This is a genomic window from Pseudomonas sp. BNK-44-b, assembly GCF_047456245.1.
Lineage (GTDB): Bacteria > Pseudomonadota > Gammaproteobacteria > Pseudomonadales > Pseudomonadaceae > Aquipseudomonas > Aquipseudomonas machongensis.
The window spans coordinates 3,104,134-3,121,434 of the sequence record NZ_CP179908.1; the positions used below are offsets into that span (position 1 = coordinate 3,104,134).

At 59.6% G+C, this 17,301-nt stretch carries 23 protein-coding genes and 1 pseudogene; 9 read left to right on the top strand and 15 right to left on the bottom strand.

The features are described from left to right. Together ACMGGG_RS14095 and ACMGGG_RS14100 are read right to left on the bottom strand one after the other, a co-directional pair. Positions 1-870, bottom strand: a complete 870-nt coding sequence (locus ACMGGG_RS14095; protein ID WP_065862473.1) for an AraC family transcriptional regulator — start codon at positions 868-870, stop codon at positions 1-3. A 232-nt stretch (positions 871-1,102) separates the two neighbouring features. Beyond that, on the bottom strand, positions 1,103-1,396 hold the full coding sequence (locus tag ACMGGG_RS14100) for a hypothetical protein (protein WP_054892102.1): 294 nt from the start codon (positions 1,394-1,396) through the stop codon (positions 1,103-1,105). Between the two features lie 325 nt (positions 1,397-1,721). On the opposite strand from ACMGGG_RS14100, the gene ACMGGG_RS14105 reads away from it, so the two are divergent. After that, complete coding sequence (locus tag ACMGGG_RS14105; protein ID WP_372822506.1) at positions 1,722-2,504, top strand: EAL domain-containing protein; 783 nt, start codon at positions 1,722-1,724, stop codon at positions 2,502-2,504. A gap of 1,400 nt (positions 2,505-3,904) precedes the next feature. On the opposite strand, the gene ACMGGG_RS14110 is transcribed toward ACMGGG_RS14105, so the two are convergent. Next, a complete protein-coding gene (locus tag ACMGGG_RS14110; RefSeq protein WP_231100248.1) occupies positions 3,905-4,237 on the bottom strand; it encodes a hypothetical protein in 333 nt (110 codons plus the stop codon). Between ACMGGG_RS14110 and ACMGGG_RS14115 the strand changes: the two genes are divergently transcribed. Further along, on the top strand, positions 4,224-4,526 hold the full coding sequence (locus ACMGGG_RS14115) for a LuxR C-terminal-related transcriptional regulator (protein ID WP_063545351.1): 303 nt from the start codon (positions 4,224-4,226) through the stop codon (positions 4,524-4,526). The genes ACMGGG_RS14110 and ACMGGG_RS14115 overlap by 14 nt on opposite strands. A 19-nt stretch (positions 4,527-4,545) precedes the next feature. Beyond that, entirely contained in the window at positions 4,546-4,815 is a 270-nt protein-coding gene (locus ACMGGG_RS14120; protein ID WP_063545352.1) for a hypothetical protein, read from the top strand. Between the two features lie 139 nt (positions 4,816-4,954). Here the strand turns inward: ACMGGG_RS14120 and ACMGGG_RS14125 are convergent, their stop codons facing one another. After that, entirely contained in the window at positions 4,955-5,422 is a 468-nt protein-coding gene (locus ACMGGG_RS14125) for an anti-virulence regulator CigR family protein (protein ID WP_081255267.1), read from the bottom strand. Positions 5,423-5,542: 120 nt separating this feature from the next. Here ACMGGG_RS14125 and ACMGGG_RS14130 point away from each other — a divergent pair, with 120 nt between their 5' ends. Next, positions 5,543-5,905: a hypothetical protein gene (locus tag ACMGGG_RS14130; protein ID WP_112899587.1), complete on the top strand. Its 363-nt coding sequence runs from the start codon at positions 5,543-5,545 to the stop codon at positions 5,903-5,905. Between the two features lie 363 nt (positions 5,906-6,268). On the opposite strand, the gene ACMGGG_RS14135 is transcribed toward ACMGGG_RS14130, so the two are convergent. Next, positions 6,269-6,529 (bottom strand): hypothetical protein, encoded by a 261-nt coding sequence (locus tag ACMGGG_RS14135; protein ID WP_414155707.1) that lies wholly within the window; start codon positions 6,527-6,529, stop codon positions 6,269-6,271. 184 nt (positions 6,530-6,713) lie between these two features. Here ACMGGG_RS14135 and ACMGGG_RS14140 point away from each other — a divergent pair, with 184 nt between their 5' ends. The 3 genes and pseudogenes from ACMGGG_RS14140 to ACMGGG_RS14150 form a co-directional block, all read left to right on the top strand. Beyond that, positions 6,714-6,950, top strand: coding sequence for a hypothetical protein (locus ACMGGG_RS14140; protein WP_414155812.1), 237 nt, complete (start codon positions 6,714-6,716; stop codon positions 6,948-6,950). Further along, the gene (locus tag ACMGGG_RS14145) at positions 6,947-7,195 is read left to right on the top strand and encodes a hypothetical protein (RefSeq protein ID WP_414155848.1); all 249 of its coding nucleotides are present in this window, start codon (positions 6,947-6,949) and stop codon (positions 7,193-7,195) included. The genes ACMGGG_RS14140 and ACMGGG_RS14145 overlap by 4 nt, the downstream gene beginning before the upstream one ends. Further along, positions 7,159-7,638: pseudogene (locus ACMGGG_RS14150) on the top strand (integrase); the annotation flags it as partial. The gene ACMGGG_RS14145 and the pseudogene ACMGGG_RS14150, both read left to right, overlap by 37 nt. A gap of 325 nt (positions 7,639-7,963) precedes the next feature. On the opposite strand, the gene ACMGGG_RS14155 reads toward ACMGGG_RS14150, so the two are convergent. Both ACMGGG_RS14155 and ACMGGG_RS14160 read right to left on the bottom strand, forming a co-directional pair. Next, positions 7,964-8,203 carry a hypothetical protein gene (locus tag ACMGGG_RS14155; protein ID WP_414155708.1) on the bottom strand — a complete coding sequence of 80 codons (240 nt, stop codon included), beginning with the start codon at positions 8,201-8,203 and terminating at the stop codon, positions 7,964-7,966. Next, the gene (locus tag ACMGGG_RS14160) at positions 8,172-8,465 is read right to left on the bottom strand and encodes a hypothetical protein (protein ID WP_414155813.1); all 294 of its coding nucleotides are present in this window, start codon (positions 8,463-8,465) and stop codon (positions 8,172-8,174) included. The genes ACMGGG_RS14155 and ACMGGG_RS14160 overlap by 32 nt, the downstream gene beginning before the upstream one ends. 107 nt (positions 8,466-8,572) lie before the next feature. Here ACMGGG_RS14160 and ACMGGG_RS14165 point away from each other — a divergent pair, with 107 nt between their 5' ends. Next, positions 8,573-9,235: an SOS response-associated peptidase gene (locus ACMGGG_RS14165; RefSeq protein ID WP_414155709.1), complete on the top strand. Its 663-nt coding sequence runs from the start codon at positions 8,573-8,575 to the stop codon at positions 9,233-9,235. Here the strand turns inward: ACMGGG_RS14165 and ACMGGG_RS14170 are convergent. Next, positions 9,229-9,435 carry a hypothetical protein gene (locus ACMGGG_RS14170; RefSeq protein ID WP_414155710.1) on the bottom strand — a complete coding sequence of 69 codons (207 nt, stop codon included), beginning with the start codon at positions 9,433-9,435 and terminating at the stop codon, positions 9,229-9,231. The genes ACMGGG_RS14165 and ACMGGG_RS14170 overlap by 7 nt on opposite strands. 29 nt (positions 9,436-9,464) lie before the next feature. Between ACMGGG_RS14170 and ACMGGG_RS14175 the strand changes: the two genes are divergently transcribed. After that, entirely contained in the window at positions 9,465-9,587 is a 123-nt protein-coding gene (locus ACMGGG_RS14175) for a hypothetical protein (RefSeq protein WP_414155711.1), read from the top strand. 348 nt (positions 9,588-9,935) lie between these two features. Here ACMGGG_RS14175 and ACMGGG_RS14180 read toward each other — a convergent pair whose 3' ends face one another. Genes ACMGGG_RS14180 through ACMGGG_RS14210 form a run of 7 tightly spaced genes read right to left on the bottom strand, consistent with a single transcriptional unit; the run spans position 9,936 to position 17,264 of the window. Then, the gene (locus tag ACMGGG_RS14180) at positions 9,936-10,199 is read right to left on the bottom strand and encodes a hypothetical protein (RefSeq protein ID WP_414155712.1); all 264 of its coding nucleotides are present in this window, start codon (positions 10,197-10,199) and stop codon (positions 9,936-9,938) included. Continuing rightward, the gene (locus ACMGGG_RS14185; protein ID WP_414155713.1) at positions 10,196-10,558 is read right to left on the bottom strand and encodes a hypothetical protein; all 363 of its coding nucleotides are present in this window, start codon (positions 10,556-10,558) and stop codon (positions 10,196-10,198) included. The genes ACMGGG_RS14180 and ACMGGG_RS14185 overlap by 4 nt, the downstream gene beginning before the upstream one ends. Continuing rightward, positions 10,555-11,181 (bottom strand): glycoside hydrolase family 19 protein, encoded by a 627-nt coding sequence (locus tag ACMGGG_RS14190; RefSeq protein ID WP_414155714.1) that lies wholly within the window; start codon positions 11,179-11,181, stop codon positions 10,555-10,557. Before ACMGGG_RS14190 ends, ACMGGG_RS14185 begins: the two co-directional genes overlap by 4 nt. Before the next feature lie 60 nt (positions 11,182-11,241). After that, on the bottom strand, positions 11,242-11,838 hold the full coding sequence (locus tag ACMGGG_RS14195) for a tail fiber assembly protein (protein ID WP_414155715.1): 597 nt from the start codon (positions 11,836-11,838) through the stop codon (positions 11,242-11,244). After that, positions 11,838-12,701, bottom strand: coding sequence for a phage tail protein (locus ACMGGG_RS14200; RefSeq protein WP_414155849.1), 864 nt, complete (start codon positions 12,699-12,701; stop codon positions 11,838-11,840). The genes ACMGGG_RS14195 and ACMGGG_RS14200 overlap by 1 nt, the downstream gene beginning before the upstream one ends. Before the next feature lie 10 nt (positions 12,702-12,711). Next, entirely contained in the window at positions 12,712-13,764 is a 1,053-nt protein-coding gene (locus tag ACMGGG_RS14205; protein ID WP_414155717.1) for a hypothetical protein, read from the bottom strand. Beyond that, positions 13,764-17,264: a host specificity protein J gene (locus ACMGGG_RS14210; RefSeq protein ID WP_414155814.1), complete on the bottom strand. Its 3,501-nt coding sequence runs from the start codon at positions 17,262-17,264 to the stop codon at positions 13,764-13,766. Before ACMGGG_RS14210 ends, ACMGGG_RS14205 begins: the two co-directional genes overlap by 1 nt. Between the last annotated feature and the right edge of the window lie 37 nt (positions 17,265-17,301).

Sequence of the window (17,301 nt, forward strand, 5' to 3'; positions counted from 1 at the left end):
TCAACGCAGGGGGATGTAGATATCCGTCTGCCATTGCTCAAGCGGCGTCTGCGGATACACGCTCAGGTATTCGAAGTACAGCGGATGGTCGCGTAGTTCCTCACCACTGCCCGGCAACCAGTCGCGATAGACCGGATAGATAGTCTCGCCAATGGCATGCGGCGAGCCGACATGACGCACCACCGCACAACGCCCGGCAGGGATGATGAGCTCTCGGACCGCTTCGTCATCAGGCACCAGCGGCTGATTGATCTCGCCACAGATGGCAAAGCGAAAATCCTGCGCTGGTGTGGTGTCGGGGTTGCCATATGGGATGCCGAATGTGCGACTGCTCTCCACCGGCGACTGGCCCGTGCGCTTGCGCCAATCGATGAAGCGCCCGACGGTCTGGTCCAGCAATGCCGGTGCACCATGGTGCTCCAGCGCTACCACCTTGACCTCGACAAAGTCCACGATCCGAACTTGCATGACGATACTCCTGGAAAAATGAGGAATGGCAAATACCGCATTCCACAGCTGCCAGCTCGGCGCCTGGCGAAAGGTGCTCGGTGACATGCCAAAGGCCCGGCGAAACGCACGGCTGAACGCCTCGGGGCTTTCGAAGCCGGCGTCCAACGCGGCGTCCAGCACTGAATGGCTGTCATCCCCCGCCAGTCGTTGACCAGCCCGACGCAGTCGCATCAGCTGCACGTATCGCGCGACGGGCACGCCGACGTACGCAGTGAACTGCCGATGGAAGTGAAAGGTCGAGAAGTTCGCGATCTCGCTCAGGGTGTTCACCGACAGGTCACCTTCGAGATTGGCCTGGATATGGGTGAGCACCGCTTCGAAGCGCTTGGCGTAGATCGCGTTGGGAGGTGTGCAGGACATCGGTTGCAAGCCCCAGTGGTTGCGGTGAGGCAAGGATCGTCGATGCTCGGAAAGCGTACCTAGCCGGGTTTGCTCAATGCATCCGGCGATGAGCATCCAACCACGCCGGGTATAACTAGCAATGCGAGCAGTATTTCATGTATCCCCCCTTTGAGAGAGCACTGTGGGGGCGTAGTGTCGCCAGATGCAAAAAGCCCAGCGCGGAGCTGGGCTTCGTGGTTAACCTCAAGGGTTATGCCCTGGCTGCAATCTTCCTGGGCGCCCCCTCCATCGCAATCCTCCTGGCGCGTCCCACACCCCACGCAAGAGCGCGGGTCATCGACTCTCCAGGACGTTCATCGTAGGCCTCTTCAAGAAGCCTGGCGCCTGAAGACGAGTAAACGCCGATGAAAAGCTGCGTGCCCCCTATTCGAGACAGCCTCGCCTGAACATCGATCACGGTTCCGTCATCCAGCGCCTCTACGTGATCGCGGTGATGCAGGGTCGGGTCGGCCCAGCCCCAAAACACCTCTCCTCTGATAATCATGCCGGCCTCCTTCGACATACGCGTTAATGTAGGTGACGTACCCACATTAGCGCTGCCTCCGGCGACATTCATAAAATTGGCGTCAAAATCCGTCGCAGTCTGACAGGCGGCCCTGAATCTTGTACGCCAGCGAAGACCATGTACAAGAAACAGGTTTCTAGCCCACAAATAAACCCCCGAAGGCCCGACGCCGTAAGAACACAGTTCGTCCTAACGCCAGCTCACGGCAGACTGCCCCTGAGCCAGGGCGAATGGGTACAAATTGGAACTTGCTGTGGATTCAAGCATTCTCAACAGTCGTACCCACGCACCTCGGCGATAACCCATGAGCAAGCCCGTTTTCCCCCAGCCCTTTCTAGCGATTGGCTGCTCCCAATGTCGCGACCTTGCGAGCCTGGGTTTCGACATTACGATGGCCTTCCAGCCCATCATTCACGTTCCTTCAGGTAGGCCGTTTGCCTATGAGGCATTGGTTCGCGGTCTAAGCGGTGAAAGCGCTGCGCAAATCCTGGCCAAGGTGTCGCCCGACAATCTGTACCGTTTCGATCAGGCCTGTCGAGTGAAGGCCATCGAGCAAGCGGCGGCACTAGGACTGGGACGGCATGCAGACTGTAAATTGAGCATCAACTTTCTGCCCAACGCCGTCTACCGTGCCAGCACCTGTATCCGAGCTACCCTGGAAGCCACCCGGACATTCGACTTCCCTGCCAATCAGCTCATGTTCGAAGTGACCGAGGGTGAGCGGATCGACGATACCGAGCACTTGAAAGCAATCTTCAAGGAATACGGCCGACAGGGCTTCACCACTGCGATAGATGACTTCGGCTCGGGTTACTCAGGCTTGAACCTCCTCGCAGAATTTCAGCCAGACGTACTGAAGCTGGATATGGCACTCACGCGGAGAATCAGCCAGGATCCGGTTCGGCAAGCCATCGTCGCGGGTATCGTTCTGGTAGCCGAACGGCTGGGCATTACGCTGATCGCCGAGGGGATTGAGACAGATGCAGAGTGCCAAGCATTGGCAGCATTGGGGATTGATTTGATGCAAGGATTTCTGTTCGCTCGACCCCAGGTAAATGCATTGCCATTGGTCGAACGACTTTCTTAGTTTGACCTGCTTGTAGCAGAAGGCATTCAGCGCAGACCAACCCCGAGCCTTCGAGGCTCGAGGGTTGGTAATGCCATCTAGCGGACCTGAGAGAGCGGGATGCGAGAGCTAACGGCCTTCACCTGAATGCGGCTCGGCCGAAAGCAGCAGCCTGAAAGCTGTGCGTGTCAATCATGCTCAGCCGTTCTGACTCTGCACGTACTGTTCGACCATTACCTTTCCTTCGATAACTGCTTCAAACGGGGAGGAGAATGGCCGATTCACACGCATCGTGCGCGCCGTAGCGCCTGGTCTCCCTACTTCAACCAGCATCCCGGTGGGAAAATCAAGGCTAGCCTCCCACAGCACGTAGATAGATGCCTGGTACCCAAGGTAGGTGTGCTCGTACAGGTTATGGCTTATGGACTGAAGGCTCATCATTCTCTCCAATTGTGCGCCTCAAATGCGCCTCCGATGGAGATACGACTGATGTCTTTTCAAGAGCGTTCCGTTTTCCAGCATCCTTATCTGAAAGTACCTGAAGGCCTGCGTCCAGAGGGTTTAACTTCAAGGCCGGTAGGCGCAGGCAGAGAGCTCTCGGTGATCCAATCCAGGGCGCGCTGCCGCCCCCACGCCATGGCAGCAGTCATGGTCTGACGCAATCTCCCTCCCTCACAACCTTTTTCAACTGCCGCGATATGGCCTTCTGTTGCAGGTCCGGTGTAGCGCACGCCCATACCTTTTGTTTCGGAACTCTTGGCTTTCCGGCCCCATAAAGAAAAACCCCGCAGACGTTAATCTGCGGGGCTTTCAAATGTGGAGGCCGAGGTCGGATCGAACCGGCGTAGACGAATTTGCAAACCGATCCAATAATCACCGCCTCATGCGGTCTAGACAATCAAATCAGTTCCAAAAGAATCGATTTTTCCGGGCTGTAACCCGCATTCTACAAGGGTCGCCGTTTTAGTTTTGGAACCGATTTCCAAAATTTTTAGAGGGCGGAGCACGAACGACCTCGAGTGAAAGCCTAGCCATCCGATCAGTGGTTCACGCTGACCGAAGACCCGGTGAGCTTTCGCCCATCGACCAGAATCAAGGCGCTGCAATAAGGGCAGGAGAGCGCGTCATGCTCTCTAGGGTCGACAATTAATCCGTTCTCGCAGACTGGGCATTTACCTTTGATCGGGCTGCGGCGAAATCGAATGAATACTCAACTAGCGATACCAATAATTGCCAGGCCAGCGATCGCACCCACTGAATAATACATACCCACCTCGGCTCCATGCAGTTTTGAGGGATCGCCACCTGTCTCAGCAAGTCACTTTCCTATACGGCCGTCATGATAGTCGCCGAGACTTAACCCGGAAAGCCCCCTTACGGCGTTCTGCCGACACTGTCAGCCGTCCTGGCTGGCGTCATTCTCACTCCGCTTCACGCTCAGCATGAGCCCATAGTCTGGCCGCCTCGGCGAGCTCCAGCATCTCGGCCAGCGCCCCAGCACCAATGTCCTGTCGGCGATGAGCGGAAATGGCCATTTCCGTCATCACTGCAGAGCGCCCCTCTGGATCGGAGATCATCGCCATCTGGTCGTTGAGCTCATCCATCCATGGCTGCGGGATGCCCTCCGCGCTACTGCGCACGACACCACCATGATTGCGCATAGAGCACACCATCACCATTTCCACCGCACTCGTCATCGAGCTGCGCAAGGCATTGGAAAGTGCAAAACCGAGATAACCCATGGACACGATCACAAGCGGCTCTTGGATGGGCTACCTTGGGCGCAGTCTTGCGCCCCGCGAGCTGGAGTGTGTTCTCGATGTTGCTCAGGGCATGACCTCGAAGCAGATCGTACGGCACTACTGCATCAGCCAGAGCGGTGTCGAGAAGCGCATTGCCGCCGCTATGTTCAAGCTTGAGGTGCCGCGCCGGGCCGCCACCGACGACAGCGGCCCCATGCGCCGCGATCGACGAGTACCAGACCGCCGGATCGCACAGGTCCGCGTCCTACGCAAAGCCAAGTCATTCGACTACCACGCCTGATTCCCACGAGGAACACCCCATGCAGACAGGAATGCACCCCGCTTTCGCGGAGAAATGCGCCCTGCTCGCGGCTCTGCTCGAGCGCAGCCAAATGGTACGCGAAGAGGCTCTCGCCAAGGTCGCCCAAGGGAGTCCGCGCTACCAGGCATCTGATCATGGCGGCACCTGGGATGTGGTTGAGATCGTCACCGGCGCCGTGCAAGGCTTCGCCTACAGTTACAAGGCGGGGATGCGCTTTGTCGATGCCTGCGAGGCCGGGGCGGCAAGCAAGGCAGGCACGCGGCAATGAGCACGCGCAAACCCCAGAACATGCGGGCATGCCTGGAGCGGACGTGCCGGACCCTGGTCTCGGACGATCACGCCGCCGTGGTCAACATCGAGCATGAAACGCATCGCCGCCCACGTCCGGCAGAGCGCGAGCGACTCCACTAATCCAGTGCCCCATTCAGCACCTCGTAGATTATGCCGGTAGCAATCGCAACGAGAATTAAGTCAGTTCCGACCTGCTGCCACTCATAGCCATCGTAGCGAGGAAGATGGCCCAGAAGTCTCCCATCGAGCTTTTTCGCGATGCCAGGAGGGAGCGGTTTTCCTCGTGCCAAATTCTTCTGAATACCAGGCGGCAGTGCTGGTCCTGGACTCCAGTAATTGTGGTAACTGTTTAGTACGTTTAGGACGCTGCTTCGATCAACTCTCGGTCCGTCATCCCAGTCATTGTGCCCTGAACCCTTTCCCTTCGACCCGCCGCCCGCAGCTTCATGGCCTTGAATATTCTGGAAGTTACCCTTTCCATGGCCCTGCCCTTTTCCATTGCCGGGATCAGCCGCGGCACTTATTGAGCCCGTAACAAGGGCGGCACTAGCGAGCAATGAGATTAAAGTTTTTGATGTGAGCATGTCCGTTCTCTCATTAAGGGTAGCCCCTCCAATGTAGACGACGTTGCCCCACTAAGTGCATTCAACATCATTACTCCTTCAGCACGGAGGGTGATGCAGTCAACCCTAGAGGTATCGGCCATGACCGAGCAGAAGACGGGAGCCGCAAAGCACTCAGCGGACTACCGCGATCGTCAGAAGAAGCAGGCCGCGAAGCTGGGCATCGAGAAGGTGTTCTTCAAAATGCCGGAAGGGATCAAGGCCGCCATGGCTGCCGAGATCGAGCGCCACGGCTACGATCAGGTGCAGGAGCTATGGCAGGACTTGGCCCTGTCATGGATTGCCCAGGATCCGGAAGAGCGGGCGCGTCGCCTTGAACGTCCTGACGCGCCAGCTTTTTACATCTCGCCAAAGCTAGCGCGTCAGTTTGAAGAAGCGAGTGTTGCCGAACTGCGGCGCGACCCAGGGACTGAGAACAATCTCTCAGGAATGAAAAAGGGCTGAACGAGTCAGCCCTTCTGAATAGTGGTGCGGGGCCCGGTTGCCCGGCGGCTATCTATCAAGCACAACGCTCAATCCCCAACAGTTCTCTGCTATTTGCATGGTCCCGCAGCACAGCCCCAACACAGATCATCATTGGTAGTACTGCCATAAGAACCCCCCAGTAAGCATTGTCATTGATGAAAACAAACAAAGTTACGAGGCCAGACAGAACAGATAAAACATCGATGGACTTCACGTTGTAAACAGCTTGCATCGACTCGATTGGGTCAAACAACGACCACGTGATCGAAGATTACCACTCAACCCGCACCTGAGGCAATAGGCTACTACCTTGCCTCCGGCGCTGCCCGCCAGCGCCTTCCCCTATGCAAGCTTTACTGCCAACTGAAGGGAAACTGCAATAGCGGCAGCCATTGCGGCGGCGCTATTCCACCGAGCTTGAGCGCGTAGTGTCTTGATGAGATCGGAGTTGTTGAAAACTATACCTTTCCAGTAATCACCATCTGGCTTCCCTTTCAGTTCATCTGGTGGAGCCACCTTCACAACCGCAGCGACCACCCAGCACAACGCTGAGATTGCGCCAGCGGTGATCGACCCGTAATCCGCGAACACTACCAAGTTCATAGCGATCTCCTTTTCTGAGACGCCAGTAATACCCCCTTAAACGAATCACGCCACCTGGGCGAGGACCGCCCATGTCTGCATTCCAGAAAAAGAACCCGCTCGACTTCAAAACCCAGTTGCTCTATCAGAGAGCGCTCACGCAAAAAAGGAAGCTCGCAGGACCCGCGTCACCCTCTTTCTCCTACTGCTGGCCACCGGCGCCAACGCAACACCTCAGCCCCAAGAGAACGTCATCGCCGTGCAGCACGACAGCCAGCGCGGCGTCACCTGCTACCTGCTGAATGGGGTCGGCATAAGCTGCATCCCCGACAGCCAGCTGCAGGCCAGCAACCAGCGCCAGCTCTCCCCGCAGGAAACCCAACCCGAACTTACACCCGCACTGGAGCTTGGGCGCTGGATTGATGAGAGGTATCAGCTGTGAGCGAATTCACGGATACACAACGCTTGGATTTCATGCTCGGCAATTTCCGAAAGGTGGTGGTAGAGGTTCTGCCATTCGGGGGTCGAGATGTTTACGTGGAAGAAGGCTTCATGGGGACAAAAACCTATGGGGCAGTTCGCCTCACCAATCCTTCCGATCAGGAGGAAGAACAGGCGAAAAGGATGGCAATCGATCTAGCTCTGCAGGTGCAACCATGGCCGGCCAGCGCCCAGCCGACACGCTGAAGTTCAGCAGTGTCGATCTCGACGAGGACTACCTGTGGGTCGACCAGAACAAGACAGATAAGAAGTTGCGCATACGACGGCACGTCAATGGCGTACTGACCGGCCTAGGCCTATTCATCGAGGCGCTGCTTGAGCGGCGCAAGCTTCAGGGCGTGCGCAATTCACGCCTGATCACCAACGACGCCGGCCTGCGGATGAGCTGGGAGATGCTGAGGAATCGCTTCGGTGAGGCGCGGGACAAGGCCGCTCGGAAGCTGATCGCCGACGGCAACACTGACCTGGCCGCCAAAGTTCGGCAGTTCCAGTTCCGCGATATCCACCCGAAGGCCGCTTCGGAGATCGAGGATATCAGCCACGCCAGCCGCCTGCGGGGTCACTCGAAAGAGGAAATAACCAAGCGGGTCTATCGCCGAGTTGGCGAGGTTGTGAGCCCAACAAAATAGATAGGGTTGCGGAACACATGCCAAATGTTGCGGAACACCTTGGCTTTTTCGAGCCATAAATAAAAACCCCGCAGACGTTGATCTGCGGGGTTTTCGAAGAGTGGAGGCCGAGGTCGGAATCGAACCGGCGTAGACGGATTTGCAAACCGATCCAAGAATCCCCGCCCTGCGATGCCTGCAAGGCAATATCAGTTCCAAAACTAAAGAGATTTTAACGGCCTGCAAGCCGCATTCTATAAGGGTCGCCGTTTTAGTTTTGGAACCGATTTTCACCCTTCATTTGGCGTCCTGCCGACACCGCCAGCCGTCCTGGCTGGCGTCACTCTCACTCCGCTTCACGCTCAGCATGAGCCCATAGCCTGGCCGCCTCGGCGAGCTCCAGCATCTCGGCCAGCGCCCCAGCATCCACGTCCTGTCGGCGATGAGCGGAAACGGCCATTTCCGCCATCACTGCAGAGCGCCCGTCTGGATCGGTGATCATCGCCATCTGGTCGTTGAGCTCGTCAATCCATGGTTGCGGGATGCCCGCTGCGCTACTGCGCACGACACCACCACGATTGCGCATAGAGCACGCCATCCACCTCCTCAACACCCGTGACGTTCATTCCGCCTTGAGCCATCCCGGTCACGCGCGCGTCGTGCAGGCGCGGGATAACGTCAGGCCCTGGGGTTGGGTTAAATACCCAGGCGCCCAGGCACTGCCGACCGAGCACTGAACTGTGTCCATACTCGATGTGAACGTCAGCGCGAATCGGCTGGATCTTCGTCAGTTGTCCATTGGGGATCGCAACGCCGCGCACTCGGCGGCGAACAAGGAGGAAGTACATACGGCACCAATACTGTATATCGATACAGTATTTGAGCATTGCATGCGCCGCCAGCACCAGTACCGCCTGGCGGACTATGCTTTGTGCTCGAGCAGGAGGGACGGGAAATGTGTGGACGGCTGACCCAATACCGGGGCATTCACGACTTCGTCGAAGTGCTCAGCATGCCGGATGTCTGGAGAAACAACGTCGGGGAGCATGCGCTGCAGCGGTACAACGTTGCGCCTACTACGCCCGTTGCTGTGCTGCGCGTTGATGAGGGAGGTTCGCGTGCGGACCTGGTGAGGTGGGGGTGGCGGCCGCACTGGGCGACCGATCGCGCCGCGCCGATCAACGCGCGCGTCGAGAAGGTGGCACACGGCCCGTTCTTCCGGGCCATCTGGCCACACCGTGCAATCACGCCCATCGACGGATGGTACGAGTGGGTTGATGAGGGCGGCCCGAAGAAACAGCCGTACTACATCCGGCGGCGCGACGGCCAGCCAGCGCTATGCGCCAGCATCGGCCAGTTCACCGGAAACGAGCACGACGGCTTCGTCATCATCACAGCCGACGCCCAGGGCGGGCTTGTTGACGTGCACGACCGCCGGCCAGTAGTGCTTGAGCCGGAACTGGCGCGAGAGTGGATTGCAGCAGGGATGCCCAGCGAGCATGCAGAACAGATTGTGCTGAACCTGGGAGAGCCGTCTGAGGCATTCGAGTGGTACAAGGTCAGCACAGCCGTAGGGAACGTGCGGAACCAGGGGCCTGAGCTGATAGCGCCTCAGTGACGACTCAACGGCGCTCGCCCCATGGCATCTGAGTGGTAATGATGAGCCGCCTTTATCTGTGATTCCAAGATCAGCCGCAAGCGCTCCACTTCCTCCGCAGGCAGACCGGCCTCCTGCGCCTCAAGATGGCGCCTCATAGCCTCCTCGACATCCTTGTACACCTGATGGTCTGGCATCACGACTTCGCGCTTGTCTTTCATGCTCGCCTCCCTGGCGATCAGTGGATGATATGAGGCGCCTTGCCGGTAGCGATGAGCTGATGCTCGGTCACCTGGCGGTAAAGCCGATCGGCCAATACTCGGTGTCGCTCGACATCCTCGGGTGGCTCACCATCAGCCACGGCCTGCTGTAGGCGTCGATTGGCGTCGAGCGCCTGGCGAAGCAACTTTTCACCTGCAGTAACCATCCCCTCGAGTGTCCGCTTCATTGGACCTCTCTTTCAATCAAACCATTAATGACTATCAGAAGGGACTGCATCAATGATGGAGCAGCGATACTCCTCAAGTTCTTTCGCAAGCCTCGCGGCTTCTTCCCGCAGGGCACGTATCGTGCACGCCGACTCACCATGTTCAATCGCTTCGCAATATCTCTCCAGTGCGTCGAGGCAGGACGAAACGAGCTGCTCGGCCTTGAGTAATTGGGAGAGACTTGTGCTGTTGGGCATCTGGTTTTCATCGGCGTTGGGAGCGATATGTCCACTCTACCGGCAAACGGAAACGGCCGCCTCTAACATTTTCTCGTAACCAATACGCTGTCTGCGCTCAGCCAGCAGCGCACGAACCTTCACCTCCAAGCTATCGGACTTACGCAGACCTGCAGCAGACCACGGCGGCACGGCAACCTCCGGCGTGCGGCATGGCACCTGCACCGGAACCTCGACGCGCACGTACTGGATTTGAGGCGGCGCCTTCGATGCGCACCCCACCAACAGCAGCAGGCCGGCCAGCAGCACCTGCACTTTCATAGGCCAAGCTCCTTGTCGATGATCGAGGAAGCGGCGGCACACTGATCGCCACCGGTGCGCTCCTGCTGCAGGCGGTTCGCCGCCGCGTAGTCGTCCTGGGCACTGGCCCTGGCCTCCTTCACCGCTTGCTCTGCCCTGGCCTGGCGCTCGTTAGCGGCCAGGGTCAGGTCGCCCAGGGCCTTGCCCTGCTCCTGCGCCAGGCCCGCCAAGTTGTCCCGCGCGGCGGCGCACTGGGCGGCTTGGTCCTGCTGGTGGTCGAGCAATGGTCGGAAGTGGCTCGTGGTCGCCCAGGTGCCGACGACCATGCCGAGCAGGATCAGCAGGCCAGCGCTGGCGAGGCGAAGCAGCCAGGCGCTCATGCCAGCACCCGCAGCGCGATCTCATACAGCGCCTTTCGCTCAGCGGCGCCATGCGGAACACGGCCAGGCTGTCCGGTGTTGATGACGCTGCCGATATCCTGGATGCGTCCGGCGTCGGCCAACTCATTCAGGCCGCGCTGTGACCACCACCAGGCAGCCGACTGTGCAGCGTGCTCGGGCTGCTCGAGCAGTTCAGGTTGTTCGAGCAGTGGCAGGCCCAGTGCCTGGCCAGCGGCTCGGTAGTTGTCGCGACCGGTCAGCTGGATCAGGCCGCGCCCACGGTACCGCCAGCCGTCGCCAGACGTTTCCTGGCCGTTGCCCATACGACCACCGTATACGCGGTTCGCGATCTTCTCCGGCTGCCTGGCATATGCGCCGGCATTCTGCGACGTGAAACGACTTGGCCAGGTGCGCACCATGGCCTCGGCGCTGTAGTTGAGGTTCTCCACCAGGTTGCGTAACTGGCCAGACTCATGCCCGACTTGGGCAAGGAAGGCAGCGGTGCGCAGGCGGCTATCGATCTTCCAGCGCAACATCGCCCGGTTCAGTGCGGGTACAAAAATGCCCGCGACTGGGCGGGCATTGGAGAGGATCTGCAGCAGCTGCTGCTCAGTGATCGGCATTCGGGTTTCTCCAGGCAAAAAAATACCGCCATGCGGCGGTTGTCTGTCGGATGTGTAGATTTATGCGGGCGGCGCGGGCCATTCGATCGACGCGGGGTATCCAGCCTGATCAGGCAGACGGTTCAGCGCGATGCGGTAGCGCTTCCAGTCCTTCAGCAACGCAACCTCGGCCTCCGTCGCTTCGTCGAGATCGACGGCATCTTGCAGCGGGGCTATTGCCGCATCGGCGATTGACCTGCGCTGTGCTATCTCTGCAGCCGCTTGTGCAAGCAGTTGCTCGGCAGCGGCCTGGGCCTTCTGCTCAGCGGTGACCATCTGCGACCAGTCGATCACTGCAGGTGTCATTTCTGCCGGCTGCTCACCCACGCCTGTCGGCAGCAGCACGGGGCCGTCTGCGGGATTGACGATATCGACAGGGAAGCGAGCAGCCTCCGGCGCATCCGCGCCGTGGGGTAGCCGCAGCGTTACAACCAGGTCGCCATCCACCCGCTCAACCGGAACCGTGATCCACTCGCACGCGATCGAGCCAGCCGGCAGGGTCGCGCCATCGGGCAGCCTGGTGAAGTCCAGTACCTGGCCGTTTACCGTGAGCTCGTCGCCGTTCTTCGTTACCGCAATCTGCATATCGTCGCCAGTTGGCGAAAGCTTGATGCGCATTAGAACCACCTCCCCACTGCGAACATCTTGAGCAGCACGCCCATTGAGGTGCCGTTGGTTGCGAAATCCAGCACCCAGAGTGCGGAGGAATAAAGCTGCTGAGCAGCGGCAGGCTCGACCGTGAGGATCCGACCGGTAGCAAAGGCTTTACCGCTGACGAAAGGCAGCGTTCCGACGAACGTCGCGGGAAAGTCCCAGTTCGCGGCCCCAAATGAGCTGCTGCCATAACTGGTGCTGAGAGCTACCGTGACGGTTTTGGTCGCGGTGCAGATCATCAGCCCCGACGCAAACTTGTAGTACTCACCGTTGGCGTTGAAACCCCACTCCATCACCGCCCCCGTAGGGTACCCTGATGCCTGAGAGACGGTACCGAGAATGTCCGCCAGTGCTGCAGCCTTCAGGTCTAGCGCGGTACGAGCGCCAGCCTTGGTCGTTGCTCCAGTCCCGCCCTGAGCGATGCTCAGCGCTGTGGTCAATCCACTCAGCGAAGTGATGTCGCTGTTGGTTCCGGACTTCGCAGCGCCGATGTTGGTCCGCAGCGCGACCACATCAGTCGCTCCCCCGAACAGCGCAAGTGTGCCGCCGAACTGGTCGACGATCTGGCGCAACCTGTCAGCAGCCTCTTTAACGTACCCCTGCATCGGAGCCAAGCCGTAGGCGCCAGCGGCGACCGTAGCGCCCTGGTAGGCAGGCAAGATGCCAATCACAGTAGCGCTGCCAATGTTGGCTACTTCGTACCAGCGACCGTCAGGCCCCTGGAAGGCATCACCCACTCGGGCATTAAGTGAAAAGTTCGTGCCGGTTCCGGTCACGGTCGTCTGTCCGGCGGTGATCGACACCGTTCCGTCTCTGTACCAAGGCATGTGATTATCCTTAAATCGGCTTCATTGGCCTGGAGGCAAACAGTGTTCGCCCATTTGGTGTTACTGGATTTATGGCGGAGTCATTCTCACAGTACATTTGAAGTACCGATCTATTCCCAGGCAAGAAGCCGCCAAAATTTGCACGTATTGGCTGAGTGGTTGCAGCAATGTTCGTTGACGTGAACAGGGCATTCGCTAAAACGTAATCATCATAATTGCCTGTCCAGCTCATCTGCTGACTTGATGCGTAATATCCGCCTATTCCTGTAATAGGGTTACCAGCAGTCACAAACTCATTGATGGCTGGCTGACTATTAAGCAGGGCCAAATTTGCTCCAGTAACAAAGGTTCTGACCCCGCTAGGATCCCGAACAGACGCTCCATACGCGCCAGGCGGATCGTTTGGCGACATGTAAGTTGCGCAGAACCACTTTATACGCTGCGGCTGAGACCACTGCGGGCCGTGCGACGAATGGGCCCTGTTTGCGACTCGGAACCCCGTCCAGTTACCAGGGCTTCCAAAAACCCAGAACTGACCAACCATGAGGTAATCGTTTGAGTTTATGAAAATCAGCGGTCGTTCATAGGTAGTTATAGGGGAAGGGAAACTCCTGAAATCATCACCCTCAATATTTAGGTCATCCCCTGGAAATCCAAGGCTGTACTTCCCCGAATAGCGTATTGTCAGAAGTCTGTTTACCGAATCAATCTGGGTCCTGACATTGTTGTTAAACGTGCGAATGCCGTAGCTTCCACTCGCAGAAAACGGCTCTCCGCCTTGAGACAGGATCATCACCTGCCAAGTCTTGTTCATCGGCCTCCGAAGGTGAAGCTGCCCCTCCGAGTACCACGCTTGCGGCGAATAGGTGAACTCACCAGCGTTATCAAGCGCATCCACAACGACGAATGACTGCGCCTTGATTTCCGGGATGGAGAAGTACTGGTCGAAAGCTCCATTCCCCACGACCTGCATCATCTTCAGCGATCGGATCGGCGTGATCGTCGTATCGAGTGAAACCGCTGCGGACGCATCCTTGGTCCGCAGGCCGTATTGCCCAGCCATCAGGTAAGCCTCCCCGCCGCCACACGCTCAACGCCATTGGCGTCGTACACGTAGAGGCCGCCATTGTTGATGATCGTTTGTCCGTTTGCGTCCTGGCCGCGCAGGGTGAACGCACCGGTGACCATGTTCAGCTCGATCAACGGTAAACCCTGGGCGTTCACTGCCTGCGACCGTAATGTCATACCCAGGATGACTTCCTGGATGAATGCCTGGTTGATGAAGGCCTGGTTGATGAAGACTTGGCCGCCCTGAACAACGAACGGACTCGACAGAGTGCCGTTGATGCCATTGACCACGGCGAAGCGATCTGCAGAGACAAGGAACTGGCTCTGCAAGCCGGCCGGCGTGTTCTCGATTCCGAGCCCAATCCCGGCAGCGACATACTGCCCCTGCGAGTTGACCTGCAGCTTGACCGCCCACATTGCGCTTGCTTTGCCGTCGAGGGCGGCCTGGGCCTGGCTGACGGTTTGCACGGCTGCATTGGTCTCGCCCAGACTTGCTTCCAGCGTCTCGGTCTTGCGCACGATCGCGGCTTCACGGGTCGCTGTTGCCTTCACCTCCGTTGCGAATGCTGCGGTCGAACTCCACTGCTGCAGCGCGCCAGACAAGTCGCCGTCGGCGTTGTCGTCGCGGTACGACGCGCGCAACGCTTGCAGGCTCTCTGCTGTAGCAGCGACCTTTCCGCCAACCTCGGCGATGTTGGTCGTGTTGGTTGCCACCTGCTGAGCAAGGCCGTTCGCCGTCTCAACGGACTGCCCGACATCAACCCATAGGGCTGCGTTCGGCGGTGCGTTCGCGCCCGAAGCATCGGCAGGCACCGGCACTTTGGCTTGGTAGATACGACCGTCAACGACGACCATCTGGTCTTTCGGATAGGCCTCGTCCTTGTTGTAGGCCTTAAGCCCATCAAGGGCGTCGATCTGGTCCTGCAGGCCATCGATCTTGTTCTTCAGCTCCTCTCCGAGCATCGACTCGTCGACCTCACCGCTGATCAACTCGAGGATCGGGCCGGGATCGGTGCTTGCCGTCCCCTGGACGGCTGTCGGCGGTACCGGGAAGAACGGGCCGATGTTGCCGGTACGGTCCACCAGGCGCGCCCAGAAGAAGAACGAAGCGCCACCAGACAGGCCGGAGAGCACGTACTCCGACTGCGGGTATGCCAGGTCGGCAAGCTTGGTCGCCGTGGCCAAATCGTTCGCCTGGTTACGGAAGATCTCGGTGCGCTGGGTGTCTTCTGCGCCTGGCGGTATGCCCCACTTGAGCCGTATGGCGAACAACTCACTCGTTGCGGTGAAGTTCGTAACCGAAGGCGGCGGCGTGGTCTTGCCCGCTACGTCGGTCAGCACCGATGTGGTCGGGATAGAAGCCACATCCATCGCGTTCACGGCGCGCACGCGGGCCAGGTACTGGCCGGCATACACGCCCCGCACGTCAACCGAGAGCTCGCCAGTGCGCGGCACCTTGATCCAGTCACGCGAGCCCCAGCGCCATTCCACGTCATACGCGACGGCGCCGGGTGCAGCGTCCCAACCGATGGTCATGGTGGTGACCGCAATGCCCTGGTCCACAGCCGAGTGGCTGCTGATCAGCACGCGCGCCGGCGCATCCTGCACGCCAGGCGGTAGCACGCTGATTGGTCTGTCATCGATCATGGTGCCGTGGTCGATGGCGTCAAACTTGCTCGGTTCGTGCTGGATCAGCTCCAGCTGGAAACGGGTCCATTCCGGCCGGGTCACGTTGCGGACGTAGAACTGCATTAGCTTCAGGTCGTCGTAATCGATCGCCCAGGCACACTCCGGCTGCGGTAGCTCGCTGAAGTCGGCCATCACGGTGACCTGCCGGCCCGAGACCGAGCGCACCTGCCGCGTTTCAGCCTTCCCGCTTGGCAGGTTGACCAGCAGCCTGGCGCCGGCGGGCACCTCAACGTCACGGTCGAGTGTCACAACACGCCCAGCGACAGCGGCGATCCGGCCGCCGTTGGCCCTGCCGGCCAGCATCGGGTCGGACAGCGCGATCACTGTGCCGGGCTTCGGAATGTACCCATCGAGGCCGACATTGATCGTTGCGCCGCGGGTCTGCAGTTGCTCGGTCAGCAGAGCCCACTTGCCGGCGCGTTGAGCCTGGCCCCTGCTGGTGCAGCCAACGGCCTCGACAGACACGTCGCGAACCCCATACTCGGCCATGGCGTCTTCGTCGAACACCGGTTCCTTGTCGGTCTCGAAGCCCTGGTCCGGGTCGTCGAACGACACCATGGCCAGGCTGTGCCGGTCGCGCCACTTGCTGCCGGTGTACTTGATCGCGCCGTCGCCGAGGATCTGCGACACGGTATAGGTGTAGACCGGGTCCTGCGGCATGTCGGCGTTCACGGCGATCTGGTTGCCGTCCCAGTAGGCCAGGCCGTGGAAGATTGCGGCCAGGTCCTGCAGCACTGCCCAGGCCTCGGCCTGCTTCTGCAGGTAGAGGTTGCAGGTGAAGCGCGGCTCCTGCCCGCCCTTCCCGTCCGGCACCAGTTGGTCGCACCACTGCGCGATCCGGTACAGCGACCAGCGATTGATCATGCTTGCGTCGATTCGGTCGCCGAGCCCGTAGTACGGGTGCAGCGCCAAGTCGTAGAACACCCAGGCCGGGTTGTTGGTGTAGGCCTCCTTGAACGAGCCGTCCCAGATGCCGCGGCTGGTACCGGCGCCGCTGGTGGCGTAGGTGCGGGTTTCCGGGTCGTAGTTCATGGGCACACGAACGATGCGCCCGCGCATCAGCACGGCAATCTTCGGGAAGTCCCCGCCGAACTGCTGGGCGTCGTACTCTACGCAGCCAACAGCGGTCAGCGGGTACTCCTGGTCGCTGTCGACCACCTCGGCGATCGCCTCCACGACCATCGTGTCTTGCACAAGGGAGCTGTTGGCCTCCGGCGTGATGCGGCGCGCGCGGATGGTCCAGCTGCTACCCTCCGGTAGGTCGATGCGGTGGGATCGCTCGTACTTGGTGACGTTCTTGCGGTCTACGTAGGACGCCAGCACCTGCTGGTACGGGCCTCCGTCGGTAGCCACGTCAATCGCATAGTCGATACGCACGCCGTTGATGTTGCCGCCACTGTCCTGAGCCTGCAGTACAGCCCAACCGAACCGCACGCGCGCCGCATCGATCACGGGGTTGTTGATCGAGTACACCCAGGGCGCGGTGGTGCGTAGTTCCTGCGCTATCTGGATCTCGTTGCTGGACTCGGTCACACCTTCCAGGCGGTCTTGGTGCAACTCGCCAGAGCGAAACTGCCACTTCACGCCCGGATAGTTGACCGTGCCGTCTTCGGCCACGAGCGGCGTCCCGTCGAGCTTGACCGAGCGAAGCCCATTCACCGGTCCAACGATAGGTCCCCAGCTCCACAGGTAGAGCAGGCGCGCCGTGGAGATCGACGGCACGCTGTTCGAGGCAATGCTGGGCTGCTTCTGCTTCTTGGCGCCGCCCTTGTGCCCGACGACCTGGCGCCGCTGCGCCTTAGGCATGCGCGCCCTGCGCTTCACTTCTGCGCCCATTCATTCC